Here is a 17,906-nt window from a genome sequence, read left to right as displayed (position 1 = left end):
CTGTCCCCCTTACATCCGCGCCACGCCAAAGGCGTTGGGGCGCACGGTCTGTCGCCGCGCCTCGGCGCAGGTTTCCAGCGCAAAGCCCAGAACCTTACGGGTGTCGCGCGGGTCGATGATGCCCTGATCCAGCATCCGCCCCGAGGTATAAAGCGCATCCGATTGGCCGTCGAAATGGGCGATCAGGCGCTCTTTCTGCTGGGCGAGCTGGTCTTCATCCACCTCAACGCCGCGCCGGGCGGCACTGCCACGCGCCACCTGATCCATGGTCAGGGCGGCCTGCTGACCGCCCATCACGCCGGTGGTGGCGTTGGGCCAGGAAAACAGGAAATCCGGCGCGAACCCAATCCCCGACATCCCGTAATTGCCCGCGCCAAAGCTGGCCCCGATATAGAGCGTGATCCGCGGCACCCGCAGGTTGGAAACCGCCTGGATCATCTTGGCGCCATGCTTGATCATGCCTGCGCGCTCGTAATCGCGGCCCACCATGTAACCGGTGGTGTTCGACAAAAAGACCACAGGCATATCGGCCTGATCGCAAAGCTGGAAGAACTGCGCCGCTTTGGTGGCGCCGTTGGGGTCAATCGGGCCGTTATTGCCCACGATCCCGCAGGCCCGGCCAAAAAGCGCTGCCTGCACGCAAACGGTGGAGGCACCATAGCGCGGTTTGAACTCTTCAAAGACGGACCCGTCCACGATCCGCGCGATCACCTCACGCACGTCATAGCTTTTGCGGTAATCCACCGGCACCAGCCCCGCGATCTCATCCGGGTCGAGCGCGGGGGGATCATAGGCGCGCATCTGGCCGGGCGCGGCGTTTTTGTTCCAATCCAGCCGCTTGACCAGATTGCGCGCGATCAGAAGGGCGTGGGCATCGTCCTCGGCGCTGTATTCCACAAGGCCCGAGACGGTGGCGTGCATTTCGGTGCCGGCGAGGTCCTCTTCGTTGGTTTCCTCACCGGTTGCGGCGCGGACAAGGGCGGCGGCAGCCAGGGAGGCCCGCCCGCGCCCTTTGACGGAGATCACATAGTCGCTGAGCCCCGGCATGTAGGCTCCTCCGGCTGTTGCGGGGCCGTGCAGGACGGCGATTGTCGGAATGCCCGCCGCGCTGAGCTGTGCCAGTTTGCAGAACATACGGCCCGCAAAGGCCCAGCTTTCAACGGCATATTGCAACAGATCCGCGCCCGCGCTTTCCACCAGATGCACGAAGGGCAGTTTGTACCGCATCGCGATATCCAGGCAGGCCTGAAATTTGTCCGAGGTCTTGGCCACGGCAGAGCCCGCCGCAATACCGCTGTCATCCACGAAGATCACGCAGCGCGTGCCATTGATGAACCCGATGCCCGACAGTGCGCTTGCGCCGGGGATGGATGCGTCCCGATCAGCGGTGTCCACAAGGTAATTGGCCAGCGCGTAAAGCTCCAGATAGGGCATGCCGGGATCCAGCAGGCGGTGCAGCCGTTCACGCGGGGTCAGTTGCCCACGTTCGTCAAAGCGCGGGCGGCGCCTTTCGGACAGGGCGGCTGCGCGGTCTTTCAGGTCGTGCACCTTGTCCATCAGCGCCAGCATGTCGGCGCGGTTGCGCTGGAAGGCGTCGGACTTGGGGTCAATGGCGGTGGTAAAGGGGGTCACGACAGGGCCTCCAAAAGCGATCTGGGCACCGTCACCGGCGTTTGCAAAAGGATCTGGGCAAAGCCTTTGCCCAAGGCGTCGTTGCGCAGGCTTGCCACGCCGCCGCCACCCAAGGCGCGGGTCAGAACCACGTTCATGGCGTTGCAGCCGGGCAGGAGATAGCGCGTGACTTCGCCTTCCAGAACATGGGCAAAGCGGTCTTGGAGTGTTGTTTCGTCCAGGCTGTGCCAGATGTGGGGCAGGGCGTCGGGTGTCCGCGCGATGATGCCGATATTGGCGCTGTCACCCTTGTCGCCGCTGCGCCCCCAAGCCAGCCTCTCCAGCGGCACGGTGACCGGATCGACAGGTGCGGGCGGGCAGTTTGGCGGCGTCGGGCGGGGGAGCGTATCGGGGCCAAAGGCCTGACCCTCTGCCACGGTGCAGGGCAGGCGATTGTCACCGAGGTCAATCTCAACCGGTACATCCGCCTTGGGCAACAGGAAGGAAAAGAGCCGCACCAGAGGAGAGGGGCGCGCCCGCGTGCCAAAAAAACCCGAAAGCCCCGGAGGCGCGGACAGACCCATCCCCGAGGCCGCGCGCAACAGCACGTCCAATCCGCGTTTGTCGGGATGGCGGGCGGCGTATTTGACGACGACCTCGGTTGCCTCCTCCGCTATGGCCGCATTGCCGGTCTGACTGCCCGCGCCAAGGATCTCGACACTGGTTTCGGTGAAATCCGCCAGGTTCATCCGCCGCAGCGCCATGCGCGCCCGCGAAAACACCGCGTCGCAAAAGGCCTGAGCCTTGGCGGCGGCGTCGCTGCCATAAAACGTCGTGGTGCTGCCCACGCGCCAGCCATCCAGATAGGTGGCCGAGACCTTGTAGTCGGTGGTTGGTGGGGTGCCCCGTGCACCGGTCAGGCGCACCAGGTTTTTGGCCACTTGCGTTAGTGTGACGGCAGAGACATCGCAGATCACGTCCGGCACGACATAGGCCTGTGGGTCGCCGATCTCATAGAGCATCTGCTCGGCCACCGTGCCGACCGACACGAGCCCACCGGTATCGTCGGGCTTGGTGATTTCGATCGTGCCATCTGCAGAGATGTCGCAAATCGGATAGCCGATGCGATCCAGGCTGCCCGCCACCAGATGCCAGTCGGTAAAGTTGCCCCCCGTCGCTTGCGTGCCGCATTCGAGGATATGGCCAGCGAGGGTGCCCGCGGCCAGGTGGTCATGATCATCCGTGCCCCAGCCGAAGGCATGGATGCAGGCCCCCAGTGTCACGGCGCTGTCCACACAGCGCCCGGTGATGACGATATCCGCGCCTGCCTCCAGCGCTTGGGCGATGGGGAACGCCCCGAGATAGGCGTTGATGGAAAAGATCGCATCCGCATCGGGGAAGGGCGCGCCAGTGAACATCTCTTGCGGGGACAGGTTGGGCGCGCGCGCTGTCAGGTCATCGCCCAGCACCACGGCCACGGTCAGGTCCAGCCCCATTTCGGCCACCATCGCGCGGACCGCCGCAGCACAGGCCTGCGGGTTCACGCCGCCCGCGTTCGAGATCACCCGCACCTTCTGGCGCGCGATCTCGGGCAGGATCTGCCGCATCACCACATCGACAAAATCGCGGGCATAGCCCTGATCGGGATCCTTGGCCCGGGCGCGCGCCATGATCGAGAGCGTAACCTCGGCCAGATAGTCGAAGACCAGATAATCCAGCCCGCCGGCATCCAGCAGTTGCGCCGCCGCCGTGGGGTCATCGCCCCAATAGCCGCTCGCGCCGCCGATCCTGATCACTCCCTCGCGCATCCCCTGAACCGTCTCCCCTCGGTAATCGGTATTGCGTCAGGACTGAAATGAAAGCATATTCAGTATAGATGAATCAAGTTCATTTTTTGGAGCCCCCATGCCCGAGGCCGCATCCAAGACCCGACGCGAGAAAGTCGAAGAGAAGGAACGCGCGATCCTTGCCGCCACACGGGCGGTGTTTCGCGACAAGGGGCCAGAGGATGCCAAGATCACTGCGATCGCGCAGGCAGCCAACCTCGCCGAAGGCACGGTGTATCTTTATTTCAAGAACAAGCAGGCGTTGCTTATGGCGGCGGTCAGTGAGTTTTACGCAGAATTGACACAGGACGCGGAAGCTGCTGTGCGGGCTGCGCATGAGACCAAGGTGCGACTGACCGCGCTGGCGCAGCTGCATTTCAGCCGGGTGCTGGATGAATGGCCTCTGATCGCCGAGGCGATGGGGCCGTATCTGCCGTCGCGCGAATATCGCGAAACCGAAGCCTATGCGCTGAACCGGCGCTATGTCGCGGTGTTTGACGGGGTCATTCGCGATGGCATATCGCGTGGTGAAATCCGCGCCGATGTCTCGGTGGCGGTGATGCGCGACGCCTTCTATGGCGGGTTGGAGCATTTTGCGCGGAGCGCGCGACTGCGCGACTCGCAACCCGATACAAAGGCCGAGGTGGCCCAGTTCCTGACGGTGTTTACGGCGGGCATCATGGACCGTCCGTCAGCGGGTGTTCTGGACGGCGCGCGCGTGATCCGGCGACTGCAGGGTGTGATCACTGATATCGAAGACCAGTTGCGCGCAGGCCAGCAGGGTGATGTAGATATGCAAGACGGGGAGGGTACGCAATGAAGATCGACGGACAGGCCGCCATTGTCACAGGCGGCGCATCGGGCTTGGGTGGGGCCACGGCGGAAAAGCTGGCCGCATCCGGGGCCAAGGTCGCCATTTTCGACATGAATGTTGATAAAGGCGAGGCGCATGCCAAGGCAATCGGCGGCGCGTTTTTCAAGGTGGATGTCACCGATGCCACCGAGGTGCAGGAGGCGATTGCCGCCGCCGAAGGCTTGCATGGCAAAGCGCGCATTCTGGTCAATTGCGCCGGCATCGGGCCGCCGGGCAAGGTCGTCGACCGCGACGGGTTGCCCGCCTCGCTTGAGGTCTTCAACACGGTGCTGAACGTGAATTTGAGCGGTTCGTTCAACGTGCTGTCGCAATTCGCCGCCGCCCTGCACAAAGCCGACCCGGTGGGAGAGGAACGCGGCGTGATCATCAATACTGCGTCGGTCGCGGCCTTTGACGGCCAGATCGGGCAGGCGGCCTATTCTGCGTCCAAGGGCGGGGTGGTTGGCATGACCCTGCCCATTGCGCGGGAACTGGCGCGCTATGGCATCCGGGTGATGACGATTGCGCCGGGCCTGTTCCTGACCCCGCTCTTGGAGACGCTGTCGGAGGAGATCCGCGCCTCACTGGGCGCGCAAGTGCCGTTCCCCAGCCGGTTGGGCGATCCGGCGGAATTCGCGCAACTTGTTGGATCGATTGTTGAAAGCCCCATGCTGAACGGCGAAACGATCCGCCTCGACGGCGCAATACGGATGGCCCCGAAATGAGTTTTACGATGGAACGCAGCGGTATCTCGGACCGCGCATTGGACCTTGCTGACCGAGTAGAGACCTTCGTGCGGGAAACCGTAGTGCCGTTCGAGCGTGATCCGCGCCTTGGCGCGCATGGCCCCTCCGAAGAGCTGTCGATGGAACTGAAGGCACTGGCGCGGGAGGCGGGCCTGATGACGCCGCATATTCTGGAGGGCTTTGTCAGAGGAACTTGGCTTGAGGCGGGCAGGGGTCTTTCGTAGCCTCTCGAGATGACCAAGCGTTCCCCCTTCAAGTACTTCAAGACCAGCTCTGAGATCATCCGCCTGGCAGTGATGCTTTATGTGCGGTTTCCGTTGTCACTCCGCAATGTCGAGGACCTGCTGCACGAGCGAGGCATCGACGTCAGCCACGAGACCATCCGGTTCTGGTGGAACCGGTTTGGCCCGATGTTTGCATCTGAGATCCGCCGGCGGCGTATTCAGCAGCTGCGTGCGTTTTCGCGATGGCAGTGGCACGTGGACGAGGTCTTTGTGAAGATCAATGGAGAGCGGCATTATCTTTGGCGGGCCGTCGATCACGAAGGCGAGGTGCTTGAGAGCGTCGTCACCAAGCGAAGAAACAAGCGCGCCGCATTGAAAATGCTCAGGAAACTGATGCGGCGATATGGCCAGCCAGATGTGCTGGTCACCGATCGGTTCGTTTCCTGCAAAGCCGCGCTTCGCGACATGGGGTGCGAAGACCGGCAAGCCTGTGGGCGTTGGTTGAACAACAGAGTCGAGAACTCGCATCTGCCATTCCGACGACGAGAACGAGCCATGCAGCGCTTCCGGAGAATGCGAAGTCTGCAGAAATTCGTTTCCGTCCACTCTTCTGTCGTCAACCATTTCAACCAGGATCGCAGCCTCTCCAAACGAGATCACTTCAAGCAGAACCGAACCGTTGCTCTGGCCGAGTGGCGTAGTCTCTGCGCGGCATAAGGGACAGTGTCACTGTCCTAGCGGAGACGAGTTCGCATTAGTCTGACAGCACCGTTGCCGGACGACCGCGGCTTCGGCGGCGTTCACAACCAGCTCCCGCCGGGTCCGGTCGGGATGCGGATCATATCCGAGCGGAGGGACGCCCCCCATCCAGAGGCCCTTCTTCTTCGAGGCGGCAATCTTGTCCCGAATACGTTCGGCGGTGACCTCGCGTTCGAACTGGGCAAAGGAGAGCAGCACGTTGAGGGTGAGGCGTCCCATCGAAGAAGAGGTGTTGAAGGCCTGCGTCACCGAGACGAAAGAGCACCCCACCTGTTCCAGCCGCTCCACCAGCTTGGCAAAGTCCGCCAGCGACCGTGTGAGCCGGTCGATCTTGTAGACCACGATCATGTCGATGCGCCCGGCGTCGACCTCGTCCATATGCCGGCGCAGGGCAGGGCGCTCGAGCGTGCCCCCGGACAGCCCGCCATCATCATAGCGCCCAGGCACAAGCTTCCAGCCTTCATGACGCTGGCTGGCGATATAGGCGGCACAGGCCTCGTATTGCGCGTCGAGCGAGTTGAAATCCTGGTCGAGCCCTTCGTCGGAAGACTTGCGCGTGTAGATTGCACAGCGGATCTTCGGACGCTGGCTCATTGTGAGGTTTTCCTGCCCAGCCCGAAGAAGCGTGGGCCGGACCAGTGCGCCCCGGTGATCTCACGCGCGATCACCGACAGTGAACGCCAGTGCTGTCCGTTCCATTCGAAGCCGGTATCGGTCACCTCGACCAGATGGGTGACACCATTCCATTCACGCAGAAGGCGGCTGCCTGGCTCGAGACCAGGGCGCCTTGGGCGTTGTGCAGGGGTCTCGTCCTGCTTCAATGCTTTGCGCATGCGGGGAGACAGCCCTCCTGACATGCGCGTCTGGATCTCCGTGGCGAGAAACCGCCGCAGGAACGGCTTGCTCAGGCCTTTGGGCACCGGCATTCCGACGATATCCGTCCAGGCCGCGATCAACGCGGCCCGGTCCATGTCCTCGAGATCGCTGACCCGGATCATGCTGCATCCTCAGGTCCAGTGGTGATGCGGTAAACCGGGTCGCCCCCTTCTTTCCTGGCGGCTTCGCGATCTATGGTGAAACCCGCCTTGCGCAACCCGCTCAGGGCAGCCCGAGCCGAATGCGGTTGCCAGCCCGTGGCGGCGCAGATCGCGTCGAGGCTGGCCCCGGACGGGCGCTTGAGCATTGCCTGCACCGTTCCGATCTTTGTCTGTTTGTGTTTGGACATTGTGTGTCTCCTCGGAGTGTTTGGACCGGCAGGATGCCGACCCCTGTACCGAGGAACGCCCGATCTCCTGCGGGCGTGGCGACAGTGATGCGTGGTTCGGGCCGGTAGTCCAGTCCCGTCTGGCGGCAAGGCGAAGGGTTTTACACGGGCCCCACGGCGAACCTACTTTGATATCCCCCATTTCCCTTGAGAAAGGGCCGCGCCTCGTGCGTCAGGCGTGCCCCGCTTGTTTTTGTGGGCAAGAGGAGATCGGTGCAATCCGGTGCGGCAGGGAGCGAGCCGCCGGTACCACGCCCATGATTCTTGTTCATAAACAATTACTTGACTGGAGTTTTTCTTTTGGGTAAACAGGTGGTGCCCTGCTAGGGACAGGTTCCCGAGGGGGGATATTGCATCCCCCAGGCAGCACTCCGTGCCGCATAAGCTGCGGCCCGCCGAGAGCATTCGAAGGGGCAATTCACCGGATCGTTCAGTCCGGGGAGTTGCTGTGAATGCCCTCTCCGAATCTCCCAATGCGATCCATTTTGAACCTTCCGCCACGAGCGGATCAAAAAATGGAGAGACGCATGTCTCAACGCAAAACCAAACCCCAACACGATGCGCCTGTATCGTCCCCGTCCGTCTGGATGGCCGACAAGGTCATGCAGGTGCCGGTCACCGACCTCAAACCCTACGCGCAGAACAACCGCGTCCACACGGCCAGGAACATTGGCAAACTCAAGGCTTCGGTTGCTCAGTTCGGCTTTGTCACCCCGATCCTTGTCGATGCGCAGATGGGTATCATCGCCGGGCATGGCCGTCTCGAGGCGGCGAAGGCCCTGGGGATGCAGAACGTGCCGATTGTCGTGGCAGATCACCTATCGCCGGCTGAAGTGCGCGCCCTGCGCATTGCCGACAACAAGCTTGCGGAACTGTCGGACTGGAACGAGGCGGCCTTGCAGATCGAATTTGCCGAGTTGATGGACCTCGGCCTTTCCGGGAATCTCGGCTTTGATCTCGACATCACCGGCTTCGAGTTGCCCGAGATCGACATCATCATCGAGGGCGCTGCCGGTCCGGAAGATGCACCGTCGGAAACAGTCACCGATCCCGATCTGGCCATTCCGGCCGTCACCCGGCCCGGGGATCTCTGGATCCTCGGGGACCACCGGATCCTCTGCGGCGATGCGCTCGAACCTGACAACCATGCCCGGATCCTTGATGGCGAGACGCCGCAGATGGTGTTCACCGACCCGCCCTACAATGTGCCCGTGCAGGGGCATGTGCGCGCGGGCAACGGGGGTGCGCATCGCGAGTTTGCGATGGCGTCCGGCGAGATGACGCCGTCCGAGTTCCGGTCTTTCCTTGCCAACGTGCTGGCCCAATTGTTCGATACCCTGCCCATGGGCGGGATTGCCGATATCTGCATGGATTGGCGGCACGTGGAGGATCTCATCACGGTCGGGAAGTCCTGCGGCTTCGACCTGATCAATCTCTGCGTCTGGAACAAGACCAATGGCGGCATGGGCAGCCTCTATCGCTCCAAGCATGAACTGGTCTGCATCTTCAAGAAACCGGGTGCGGGCCACGTCAACAACGTGGAACTGGGCAAGCATGGGCGCAACCGCACCAATGTCTGGGACTATGCCGGCGTGAACAGCTTCGGCAAGGGACGCGCGGCCGATCTCGTGGACCATCCCACGGTCAAGCCGACGGCACTGGTGGCCGATGCGATCATGGACGTGACCCGGCGCGGTGACGTGGTGCTCGATGTTTTCGGTGGCTCCGGTGCCACGCTGCTCGCGGCGGAACAGACCGGTCGTCGGGCGCGGCTGGTTGAACTTGACCCGCTTTATGTCGATGTCGCGATCCGTCGCTGGCAGGAGAAAACCGGGCAGGAGGCCGTGCATGCTGCATCCGGCGAGAGCTTCACTACGCGTGCCGCCACGTCGAACCAGCCGCTGGAAGAGGAGGCTGGCCATGTCTGACAAGAAGAAAAAAGACTACGAGGTGGGCTACGGCAAGCCGCCGAAGCACAGCCAGTTCAAGAAGGGCCAGTCCGGCAATCCCAAGGGGCGCCCGAGAAACGCACGCGGTGTTCTTGCAAGCGTGAAGCGCGAGCTGGACTCGAAAATCACGGTGCGCGAGGGCGGGCGCCAGGTCACGATCTCCAAGGCCGCGGCTATGGCCAAACGCATTGTCGCCAGCGCATTGCAAGGCGACCCGAAAGCCTTGTTCACGCTTTTGAAACTTGACCCGGATCTCTACGGGCGGCTTGTGTCAGAGGTCGAGGCCGAAGAGCAGGTGCCCGGTCCTGAGGCCGTCGACTTCGACATCCTGCGCGACTACTTCACGGCGACGGAAGGCGGGGATACGGAGGACGAGGCGGGCGGCGACACAGTTGGGGAGGAAAACCATGAAGATGCTTGATCCCCGTATGGTCCGTCAGGCAGCACTTGCGCTCTGCCGGGAAAACTTCTTCGCCTTCGTCTGGAAAACCTTCGATACGCTGAACGGCAGGCCGGAGGACAGGTTCGTGCCGGCCTGGCACGTGCGCGCGATGTGTCACGAGCTGGACAATGTCCACACGGGCGAGAACAAGCGCCTTGTCATCAACATCCCGCCCCGCTGCCTCAAATCCGTGACTGTGGCGGTCGCCTATGTCGCCTTTCTTCTTGGGCATCGGCCCGGCGCCAAGATCATCGTAGCCAGCTACGGTCTCGATCTCGCTCGAAAGCATTCGGAAGACTGCCGGCGCGTGATGACGTCGCGCTGGTACCAGGAGATGTTTCCGCAGACGCGGCTTGCAACAAGGGGCAACACCGCCGACGAAATCCGGACCACTCAAGGCGGCAGCCGAAAGGCTGTCTCCATTGGCAGTGCCGTGACCGGGCACGGCGCGGATTACATCATCATCGATGACCTGCTGAAAGCCGGCGACGCCAATTCTGAGGCGGAACTGGTGCGGGCGCAGGAGTTCATCGATGGCACCTTGCTGTCGCGTTTTGACAATCAAGCCGAGGGCCGGGTGGTGATGGTCGCGCAACGTCTCCACGAAGCCGACCCGCCGGGATACCTGCTCGGCAAGGGGACCTACCGCCATCTCAACCTGCCGGCCATAGCGGAAGAGGCAGAGGTCGTTCCGGTCGGGCGGGGCAGGGTGCACCGGCGCGCCCCGGGCGATCTGCTCTTCCCGCAGCGGCTTGACCGTGCGACACTCGATGGCCTTCGCCGGGAAATGGGGGCGGCGGTCTTCAATTGCCAGTACCAGCAGAACCCGATTGCCCCGGACGGGTCACCGCTGCGCTGGGAGTGGTTTGGAACTTATGCGGACATCGAGGAACGCCGCTGGTATCAACTGGTGGTCCAAAGCTGGGACACGGGGACCTCCGCGGATCCGCGTTCTGACTTCTCGGTCTGCACGACATGGGGCTTCCGGGAGAATGCCTGGTACCTGCTCGATATGTGGCGGGGGCAACTGGATTATCCTGACCTGAAGGCGAAGGTGCTGGCCTTGGCAGCCTGTTGGGACCCGGAGCGTGTTCTCATCGAGGATGCGGCGACAGGCCGGCCTCTTTTGCATGAGCTCTTCCGGGATGACCGGCGGTTCAAAGCCATAACACCTGAAAAGGACAAGGAGATACGGTTCAACGCGGCTTGCGCACCGGTGGAAGAGGGCAAGGTCTTGCTGCCCGCTGAGGCGCCGTGGCTGTCCACCTTCAAACGCGAGCTGCAGTCCTTCCCGCGCGGGAGCCACGACGACCAGGTCGACAGCTTCAGCCAGTTCCTGAACTGGTCAAAGGGACCCGGCTTTTATCGTGCCCTTGGAAGGGATCACGCGATCAACCGAGAGCGCCGCGAGAGGCAGTTGGCGCGGGTTGGGCGGCGGTGACAGGGCAACTATTCGTTGCTCGCCACCCCCTCAGGCTCATAACCAGAAGGTCGTAGGGGCTTTGTCAGAGGAACTTGGCTTGAGGAGGGCAGGGGTGTTTCGTAGCCTCTCGAGATGACCAAACGCTCGCCTTTCAAGTACTTCAAAACCAGCCCTGAGATCATCCGCCTGGTTTTGTCATAGGAACTTGTCTTGAGGAGCCAAGTCCGCGCACTGCGCGTTTTGCGTTCAATATCCCAGAACCAGACCGTCTTTGCGCGGGTCTGAGCCGCCGGCCAGCATGCCCGTAGACTGATCAATCCTGATCGCCTGCGCTCCACCGATCCCAACGGGCGCGCGCACGACGTCGTGTCCCATCTCGGACAACTTTGTCGCTGTGGATTCAGCCACCCGCGCCTCAACTTCGAGCTTGCCGGTCGCGACGTCATGAAAGCTTCGCACGCCGTCAATGGCGGTTTGCGGGTCCATGTCGTAATCGGCGATGTTGGACACGAAATGCGCATGCCCGGCCGCTTGGTACGGCCCGCCCATGACTCCAAAGGGCATCACATAGTCGCCCTGCTTTTCCAGCAGGCCCGGAATGAGCGTATGGAGCGGTCTGCGCCCACCTAACAGCATGTTGGGATGGCCGTCCTGCAAGGAAAACCCGCAGCCGCGGTTGTGAAGGCCAATGCCGAATTTTTCCGATGCCAGACCTGATCCGAAAGGCCAGAAGATCGAATAGATCAAAGAAACTGCCAAATGATTGCCGTCGACAACAGTGATATAGACGGTATCGCGGTGCAGTGCCTCGGCAGGCGTAGGGTTCGAGTTTCCGGCTTTCGTCGGGTCGATCTGTTCGGCTAGGCGATCGGCAAGTACCTCTGATAGAAGCTTCTCAGTGTTGGTACCGACCGTCTCTGGATCGCCCAGCCAGAGGTTCCGAACACGGTACGCCAGCCGGGTTGCCTCGGCTTCAAGATGGATTCGCTCAGCGCTATCCGGCGCAAATCGACTGATATCGAAGCGCTCCAGAATCGCGGTGATAAGAAGCGCGGTCACGCCTTGGGCATTTGGTGGCAGCTCCACCAAATCATGCCCGCGATAATTGTGCCGCACCGGATCAACCGGGGTCGCGGCCGTTGCGGCAAAGTCTTCGGCGCTGTGCAGTCCACCATGCGCCTTCAATGTGGCCACGATGTCTTCCATGATTTCGCCGCGGTAGAACGCATCCGCTCCGTTTTGCGCGATCAAGCGCAGGGCCTGGGCCTGCGCGGGAGAGGCAAACCGCGTACCCGCTCGAAAGGGCGCGCCCCCATCCAGATAGTGCTTCCGGGCTGGGCCACGCAGACGTTCGCCGAACGCGGCCCAGTCCAAGGCGGTGCGGTGATATACCGGTACGCCGGTTTCGGCACAATGGATGGCCGGGGCCAATACTTCGGCCAGACTCAACTTGCCACTCTGAGTGACGAGTTTTTCAAAGGCATCGACTGCGCCGGGAACAGTGACACCGTGCGTAGAGTCCAACGGGATCGTCTCAAAACCCTGGTCTCGCAAATAAGCGGCATCCAGGGCGGCGGGCGCTCGACCCGACCCGTTGAGCGCCGAACAGGCATGGGCTTCTGGGTCATGGATCAAAGCAAAGACATCGCCGCCGAGCCCGGTCATGGCCGGTTCGCAAAAACCCAGCACAACCGCCCCGGCCACGGCTGCATCTACTGCATTCCCGCCTTTGCGCAGGGTATCGATCGCAGCCATCGCCGCAAAAGGGTGTGATGTGGCGCACATGCCGTTTTCTGCGTACGCCGTTGCACGGCCAGGCCCCTGATAGTCATGCATATCAGTCTTCCTCATTTTCAAATAATGACGTTCCGCTGTGTCGCTGCGCCTGGGACAGGAGCTCTTGCAGGGTAAGGTAATTGTGACCGACATGTTCGACCATCAGGCTACGCGCTGCTGCGGCGTCACCTGCGAGAATAGCATCAGCGATTGCACAATGCTGCTTATGCGGCACGCTAAGATCGATCACCTCGCTGTCGAAGATAAAGCCGATGGCGCTGTAAGGACTGACTTTCAAACGAGTTTCCCGGGCAACGGATGTGATCATCCAATTGCGCACTCCGCTGTGAATTAGTTCGTGGAACTCATTGTCCATGTCCTGCGCCTGAGTCGCGTCACCATCACGGCAAGCCTGCTCCGAGATCTGCATGAGCGCCTTCAGTCGCAGTCGTTGCGCTTCACTCAGACGCTGTGCGGCGTATGACGCACATAGGCCCTCGATCTCGCCCATTGCCTCGAAGGCTTCGCTCAGCTCCGCTTCGCTCATGCGCCGCACAAGGGCAGAGCGGCGCGGTCGCAATTGCACCAAACCGGCGCTCGCCAATTTCACGATTGCTTCTCGTACAGGGGTTCGAGACACCGAGAATTGGTCGGCGAGGGATTGTTCGTCCAATCGGTCACCGGGCCGGTAAGTCCCACGAACAATCATTTCTGTTAGTTGTTTGCTGATCTCTTTCGCCACGCAATGCTCCTCTTTCCTACTCAGCGAAGCAAACAAACGTATTCACGTCAACATTTTTGTATACAATAAATTATTGTCGTATTGTTTTGAGGGTCTTGTCAGAGGAAGCTTGGTTGAGCCGGGCAGGGGGCTTGCGTAGCCTCTCGAGATGACCAAACGCTCGCCTTTCAAGTACTTCAAAACCAGCCCTGAGATCATCCGCCTGGCGGTGATGCTCTATGTCCGTTTCCCGTTGTCACTCCGCAACGTCGAAGACCTGCTGCACGAACGCGGCATCGACGTCAGTCATGAAACCATCCGGTTCTGGTGGAACCGGTTTGGCCCGATGTTTGCATCTGAAATCCGGCGGCGGCGTGTTCAGCAACTACGCGCTTTTTCGCCATGGCAATGGCATGTCGACGAGGTTTTCGTGAAGATCAATGGTGAGCAGCACTACCTTTGGCGGGCCGTGGATCACGAAGGCGAGGTGCTTGAGAGCGTTGTCACGAAGCGGCGAAACAAACGCGCCGCATTGAAAATGCTCAGGAAATTGATCCGGCGATATGGTCAGCCAGAAGTGCTGGTCACGGATCGGTTTGCTTCATAAAAAGCTGCGCTTCGCGAGATAGGATGTGTGGATCGGCAAGCTTGTGGTCGTTGGCTGAACAACCGCGTTGAGAATTCACACCTTCCATTCCGACGAAGAGAAAGGGCGATGCAGCGCTTCCGGCTGATGCGAAGTTTGCAGAAATTCGTCGCCGTACATTCCTCCATTTTCAATCACTTCAACCAGGATCGCAGACTCTCCAAACGGGACCACTCCAAACAGAACCGAACCGCTGCTTTGGTCGAGTGGCGCGCTCTCTGCGCGGCATACAGGAAAGTGCCGCTGTCCTTGCAGATACGAGTTCGAATTAGTTTGGCAGCACCCTCGGGCGAAGTTCGCCTGACACGAAAAGAATCGACAAAACCAGAATCATGGTTATATTTGATCCATGACCACGACCAGCCCCAACGCCCGTGCCCTTGCCGCTCTCGGCCACGATGCCCGCCTGTCGATCTTTCGCCTGTTGGTAAAGGCCGGTGACGACGGGTTGCGGGTTAGCGACATCGGCGAGCATCTGGGGCTCGCGCCGTCAACGCTGGCGCATCATCTTTCGACGCTCGTCGATGCTGGGCTCGTGCTACAGGACAAGCAGGGGCGCGAGGTGTTCAACCGCGTCGACTTTCCCGCGATGCGCGCACTGGTCGGCTTCCTGACCTCCGAATGCTGCGCCGGTGTTTCCGTTCTCCGCGCGGAGGATGCCGCATGAGACGCGCGTGCCTTTTTATTGGCCAGAAACAACTGCAATTCCGGAGATTTGGTGATGACTGACACGACCCTTGCGGCGCCCGGCCTCCGGTCCACGTTGCGCAACCTGTGGCAAGACCAGCGGGTCTGGCTCGCCTCCGCCGCTATCCTTGCAGCGCTGGCGGTGTTCGACACGCCGCAGGCCGTAGACAGCGCGCTCTTCGCCGGCAATGCGCTCTTGGGCACTGCGCCATTCCTGATCCTGTCGATCGCCATTGCCGCCTGGGCGAACGCGACCGGCGCCGACAACCTGATAGCCAAGGCGTTCACCGGCGCGCCGCTCCTGATGATCGGGCTTGGTGCGCTTGCGGGGGGCATCTCCCCGTTCTGCTCTTGCGGGGTGATCCCGCTGATCGCGGCGCTGCTGGCGATGGGGGTGCCGCTCTCGGCGGTGATGGCCTTCTGGCTGGCGTCGCCGATCATGGATCCGTCCATGTTCGTTCTGACGGCGGGTGTGCTCGACCTCGAATTCGCGGTGGCCAAGACCTTCGCTGCGATCGGGCTCGGGCTGTTCGGCGGCACCGTGGTGCATCTCATGATGAAAGGCGGGGCGTTCGCCGATCCGCTGCGGGAAGGGATCGGAAACGGCGGCTGCGGTGGCTCAAAGATCCGTGCGCCGAAGGCGGTCGTCTGGCGGTTCTGGGCGGAGGCCGACCGCCGGGCGAAATTCGGCAAGACGGCGCTGAGCACGACTCTGTTCCTCGCCAAGTGGCTGACGCTGGCCTTCATCCTCGAAAGCCTGATGCTCGCCTGGATCCCGGCGGAGACCGTGACCGCGACGCTGGGCGGTGAGGGCCTGTTGCCCATCGTTACCGCGACGCTGGTCGGGGTGCCCGCCTATCTGAACGGCTACGCTGCCCTTCCGCTGGTCGGCGGTCTGATCGAACAGGGCATGGCGCCCGGGGCCGGAATGGCCTTCCTCGTGGCCGGTGGCGTGACCTCGATCCCCGCCGCGATGGCGGTCTGGGCGCTGGCCCGTCCGCCCGTCTTCCTGCTCTATCTTGCACTTTCGTTGACCGGCGCCTTCGCGTCGGGGCTTCTGTTCCAGTTCTGGCAGATGCTGTGATGCCATGACAGATCCGGCGATGACCGGACAGGCGCGACGGTGGCCGGTCATCTCCGCCCTCGGCGTGGTGATGATCTTCACATGGGGCAGCACATACTACCTCATGACGGTCCTCGCCGCGCCCATTGCGAGGGATACGGGGTGGAGCCTAGGCTCGATCACCGGCGCGCTGTCAGTGGGATTGCTGGTCGCCGGCCTCGTTTCGCCGCTCGTCGGGAGGGCGATTGCGGGTCATGGCGGGCGGCCTGTTCTCGCCGCTGGGTGCGCGCTGATCGCGGCCGGCCTGCTGGTCATCGCGGGCGCGACACATCTTTGGGTTTTCTGGACAGGGTGGCTGCTGCTGGGTCTTGGAATGGCGGCGGGCCTTTACGATCCGGCCTTCGCTTCTCTGGGGCGCCTTTACGGCCGGGAGGCGCGCGGCGCGATCACCGCGCTCACGCTCTGGGGCGGCTTCGCGAGCACGGTCTGCTGGCCGCTTTCCACGCTCATGCTCGATGCCTGGGGCTGGCGGGGTGTCGCCGCGGCCTATGCCGTCATCCACCTCTTCGGGACCATGCCGCTGGTTCTGTGGGCCGTTCCTGCCCCTCCGGGTCGTGTCGAAAGGCGGTCGTTCGATGAGCCGGACGTGCCGCGGCTCGCGGGGCGGGAGGCGATCGTCTTTGGACTGATGGCGGCAATGCTCGTCCTGAACGGGCTCATCGTCGTCAATGTCTCGACATGGCTCTTCACCTTTCTGCAGGCGCAGGGCCTGACCCTGTCTGCCGCTGTCGCTCTGGGCACGCTCATCGGTCCGGCTCAGGTCGGGGCTCGTGTTCTGGAAATGGCGGGCCGTGGACGACACCACCCGATCTGGACACTCGCCATCTCGACCTTCGCCATCGCGGCCGGAATTCTGCTCCTGGCGGCAGACTATGGTGTCGCGGGAGTGGCGCTGGTGCTCTACGGAGGTGGCAACGGCCTGTTCTCGATCGCGAGGGGCGCGCTCCCGCTCGCTGTGTTCGGCGCCGAACGCTATCCCGCTCTCATGGGAAGTCTCGCTCGCCCGTCGCTCATCGCGCAGGCCGCCGCGCCCGTCCTTGGAGTATGGGTCATCGCCGGATCCGGGCCTCAGGCAACGCTGTGGATCCTCTCGGCACTGGCGCTCGCGAAGGCCGGTTTTCTGGCTCTCCTGTGGCGCAGCATTCGTGCCTGAGGGCGCGCGCCCTGCACATCGGGCCTGGCATTGTCAGATTAACTTGTCTTGAGGCGGGCAGGGGGCTGGCTTCATACAAGGCCGCGCTTCGAGACATGGGCTGCGAAGACCGTCAAGCCTGTGGGCGTTGGTTGAACAACAGGGTTGAGAACTCGCATCTGCCATTTCGACGACGAGAAAGGGCGATGCAGCGGTTTCGGCGAATGCGAAGTTTGCGGAAATTCGTCGCCGTCCACTCTTCCGTCTTCAACCACTTCAACCAGGATTGCAGCCTCTCAAGCCGAGATCACTTCAAGCAGAACTGAACCGTTGCTCTGGCCGAGTGGCGTGGTCCCTGCGCTGCATAAGGGGCAGCCCTACTGTCCTGGCAGAGAAGAGCCTGAATTAATCTGACAATATCCTTTCTGGTTCAATTTCCTAGAAGCTGCCGCCGCCGCATGGTTTTCGTTCGGTTCCGCGGAAACAGGCCACAGCCCTCTTACTTTGTTCGGTTACCAGCCGGACGTCAGAATTACCTTGATGCGTATCAAGGCTAAGAAAGCTTTGTGCGGGTCTCATCATTCCGGAGAGACAGCCTTTCTGAGGACGGCTGTTGCATTGCCTTTCTTGGAGCGGAGCCCTTCTTAGCGGAGGATATCATATTGGAACTTGTGAATCGAAACGCCCAAGAAAATTCGCTTACCCCGTCCAAATCTCGCAACTT

The 17,906-nt window shown here is 61.9% G+C and carries 16 protein-coding genes and 3 pseudogenes; 12 read left to right on the top strand and 7 right to left on the bottom strand.

The window, feature by feature from the left end:
* Nucleotides 1-9: 9 nt before the first annotated feature.
* Nucleotides 10-1,632, bottom strand: a complete 1,623-nt coding sequence (locus BLT50_RS16975) for an acyl-CoA carboxylase subunit beta (RefSeq protein ID WP_175491512.1) — start codon at nt 1,630-1,632, stop codon at nt 10-12.
* Nucleotides 1,629-3,419: an acyclic terpene utilization AtuA family protein gene (locus tag BLT50_RS16970; RefSeq protein WP_090030175.1), complete on the bottom strand. Its 1,791-nt coding sequence runs from the start codon at nt 3,417-3,419 to the stop codon at nt 1,629-1,631. Before BLT50_RS16970 ends, BLT50_RS16975 begins: the two co-directional genes overlap by 4 nt.
* Nucleotides 3,420-3,516: 97 nt before the next feature.
* On the opposite strand from BLT50_RS16970, the gene BLT50_RS16965 reads away from it, so the two are divergent.
* Genes BLT50_RS16965 through BLT50_RS16950 form a run of 4 tightly spaced genes read left to right on the top strand, consistent with a single transcriptional unit; the run spans nt 3,517 to nt 5,977 of the window.
* The gene (locus tag BLT50_RS16965; protein WP_090030174.1) at nt 3,517-4,257 is read left to right on the top strand and encodes a TetR/AcrR family transcriptional regulator; all 741 of its coding nucleotides are present in this window, start codon (nt 3,517-3,519) and stop codon (nt 4,255-4,257) included.
* Entirely contained in the window at nt 4,254-5,015 is a 762-nt protein-coding gene (locus BLT50_RS16960; RefSeq protein WP_090030171.1) for an SDR family NAD(P)-dependent oxidoreductase, read from the top strand. The genes BLT50_RS16965 and BLT50_RS16960 overlap by 4 nt, the downstream gene beginning before the upstream one ends.
* Nucleotides 5,012-5,260 carry a hypothetical protein gene (locus BLT50_RS16955; RefSeq protein ID WP_090030169.1) on the top strand — a complete coding sequence of 83 codons (249 nt, stop codon included), beginning with the start codon at nt 5,012-5,014 and terminating at the stop codon, nt 5,258-5,260. The genes BLT50_RS16960 and BLT50_RS16955 overlap by 4 nt, the downstream gene beginning before the upstream one ends.
* Nucleotides 5,261-5,269: 9 nt before the next feature.
* Nucleotides 5,270-5,977, top strand: coding sequence for an IS6 family transposase (locus BLT50_RS16950; protein ID WP_090030167.1), 708 nt, complete (start codon nt 5,270-5,272; stop codon nt 5,975-5,977).
* Between the two features lie 57 nt (nt 5,978-6,034).
* On the opposite strand, the pseudogene BLT50_RS16945 reads toward BLT50_RS16950, so the two are convergent.
* From BLT50_RS16945 to BLT50_RS16935, 3 genes and pseudogenes are all read right to left on the bottom strand, one after another.
* A pseudogene (locus BLT50_RS16945) lies at nt 6,035-6,613 on the bottom strand (recombinase family protein); the annotation flags it as partial.
* Nucleotides 6,610-7,017 (bottom strand): DUF2924 domain-containing protein, encoded by a 408-nt coding sequence (locus tag BLT50_RS16940; protein ID WP_090030165.1) that lies wholly within the window; start codon nt 7,015-7,017, stop codon nt 6,610-6,612. The pseudogene BLT50_RS16945 and the gene BLT50_RS16940, both read right to left, overlap by 4 nt.
* Nucleotides 7,014-7,244 carry a DUF3489 domain-containing protein gene (locus tag BLT50_RS16935; RefSeq protein WP_090030163.1) on the bottom strand — a complete coding sequence of 77 codons (231 nt, stop codon included), beginning with the start codon at nt 7,242-7,244 and terminating at the stop codon, nt 7,014-7,016. The genes BLT50_RS16940 and BLT50_RS16935 overlap by 4 nt, the downstream gene beginning before the upstream one ends.
* Before the next feature lie 626 nt (nt 7,245-7,870).
* Here BLT50_RS16935 and BLT50_RS16930 point away from each other — a divergent pair.
* Genes BLT50_RS16930 through terL form a run of 3 tightly spaced genes read left to right on the top strand, consistent with a single transcriptional unit; the run spans nt 7,871 to nt 11,115 of the window.
* On the top strand, nt 7,871-9,211 hold the full coding sequence (locus tag BLT50_RS16930; RefSeq protein ID WP_090030161.1) for a site-specific DNA-methyltransferase: 1,341 nt from the start codon (nt 7,871-7,873) through the stop codon (nt 9,209-9,211).
* Nucleotides 9,204-9,653 carry a DUF5681 domain-containing protein gene (locus tag BLT50_RS16925; RefSeq protein ID WP_090030159.1) on the top strand — a complete coding sequence of 150 codons (450 nt, stop codon included), beginning with the start codon at nt 9,204-9,206 and terminating at the stop codon, nt 9,651-9,653. The genes BLT50_RS16930 and BLT50_RS16925 overlap by 8 nt, the downstream gene beginning before the upstream one ends.
* Nucleotides 9,640-11,115: a phage terminase large subunit gene (terL, locus tag BLT50_RS16920; RefSeq protein WP_090030157.1), complete on the top strand. Its 1,476-nt coding sequence runs from the start codon at nt 9,640-9,642 to the stop codon at nt 11,113-11,115. The genes BLT50_RS16925 and terL overlap by 14 nt, the downstream gene beginning before the upstream one ends.
* 228 nt (nt 11,116-11,343) lie before the next feature.
* Here the strand turns inward: terL and BLT50_RS16915 are convergent, their stop codons facing one another.
* Nucleotides 11,344-12,933, bottom strand: a complete 1,590-nt coding sequence (locus BLT50_RS16915) for a gamma-glutamyltransferase family protein (RefSeq protein ID WP_090030155.1) — start codon at nt 12,931-12,933, stop codon at nt 11,344-11,346.
* 1 nt (nt 12,934) lies between these two features.
* Nucleotides 12,935-13,615 carry a GntR family transcriptional regulator gene (locus BLT50_RS16910; protein ID WP_139170557.1) on the bottom strand — a complete coding sequence of 227 codons (681 nt, stop codon included), beginning with the start codon at nt 13,613-13,615 and terminating at the stop codon, nt 12,935-12,937.
* 148 nt (nt 13,616-13,763) lie between these two features.
* Between BLT50_RS16910 and BLT50_RS16905 the strand changes: the two are divergent.
* The 5 genes and pseudogenes from BLT50_RS16905 to BLT50_RS16885 form a co-directional block, all read left to right on the top strand.
* A pseudogene (locus tag BLT50_RS16905) lies at nt 13,764-14,468 on the top strand (IS6 family transposase); the annotation flags it as partial.
* A gap of 121 nt (nt 14,469-14,589) precedes the next feature.
* Nucleotides 14,590-14,907: an ArsR/SmtB family transcription factor gene (locus tag BLT50_RS16900; protein ID WP_090030152.1), complete on the top strand. Its 318-nt coding sequence runs from the start codon at nt 14,590-14,592 to the stop codon at nt 14,905-14,907.
* 54 nt (nt 14,908-14,961) lie between these two features.
* A complete protein-coding gene (locus tag BLT50_RS16895; protein ID WP_175491511.1) occupies nt 14,962-16,011 on the top strand; it encodes a permease in 1,050 nt (349 codons plus the stop codon).
* Nucleotides 16,012-16,015: 4 nt separating this feature from the next.
* Nucleotides 16,016-17,203, top strand: a complete 1,188-nt coding sequence (locus BLT50_RS16890) for an MFS transporter (protein ID WP_245723441.1) — start codon at nt 16,016-16,018, stop codon at nt 17,201-17,203.
* Nucleotides 17,204-17,271: 68 nt separating this feature from the next.
* Nucleotides 17,272-17,508, top strand: a pseudogene (locus BLT50_RS16885) (DDE-type integrase/transposase/recombinase); the annotation flags it as partial.
* Nucleotides 17,509-17,906: the final 398 nt, after the last annotated feature.

The organism is Lutimaribacter saemankumensis (assembly GCF_900100005.1).
Taxonomy (GTDB): domain Bacteria; phylum Pseudomonadota; class Alphaproteobacteria; order Rhodobacterales; family Rhodobacteraceae; genus Lutimaribacter; species Lutimaribacter saemankumensis.
Note: the sequence above shows the minus strand (reverse complement) of the source record. Positions and strands in the feature narration are given on the sequence as shown.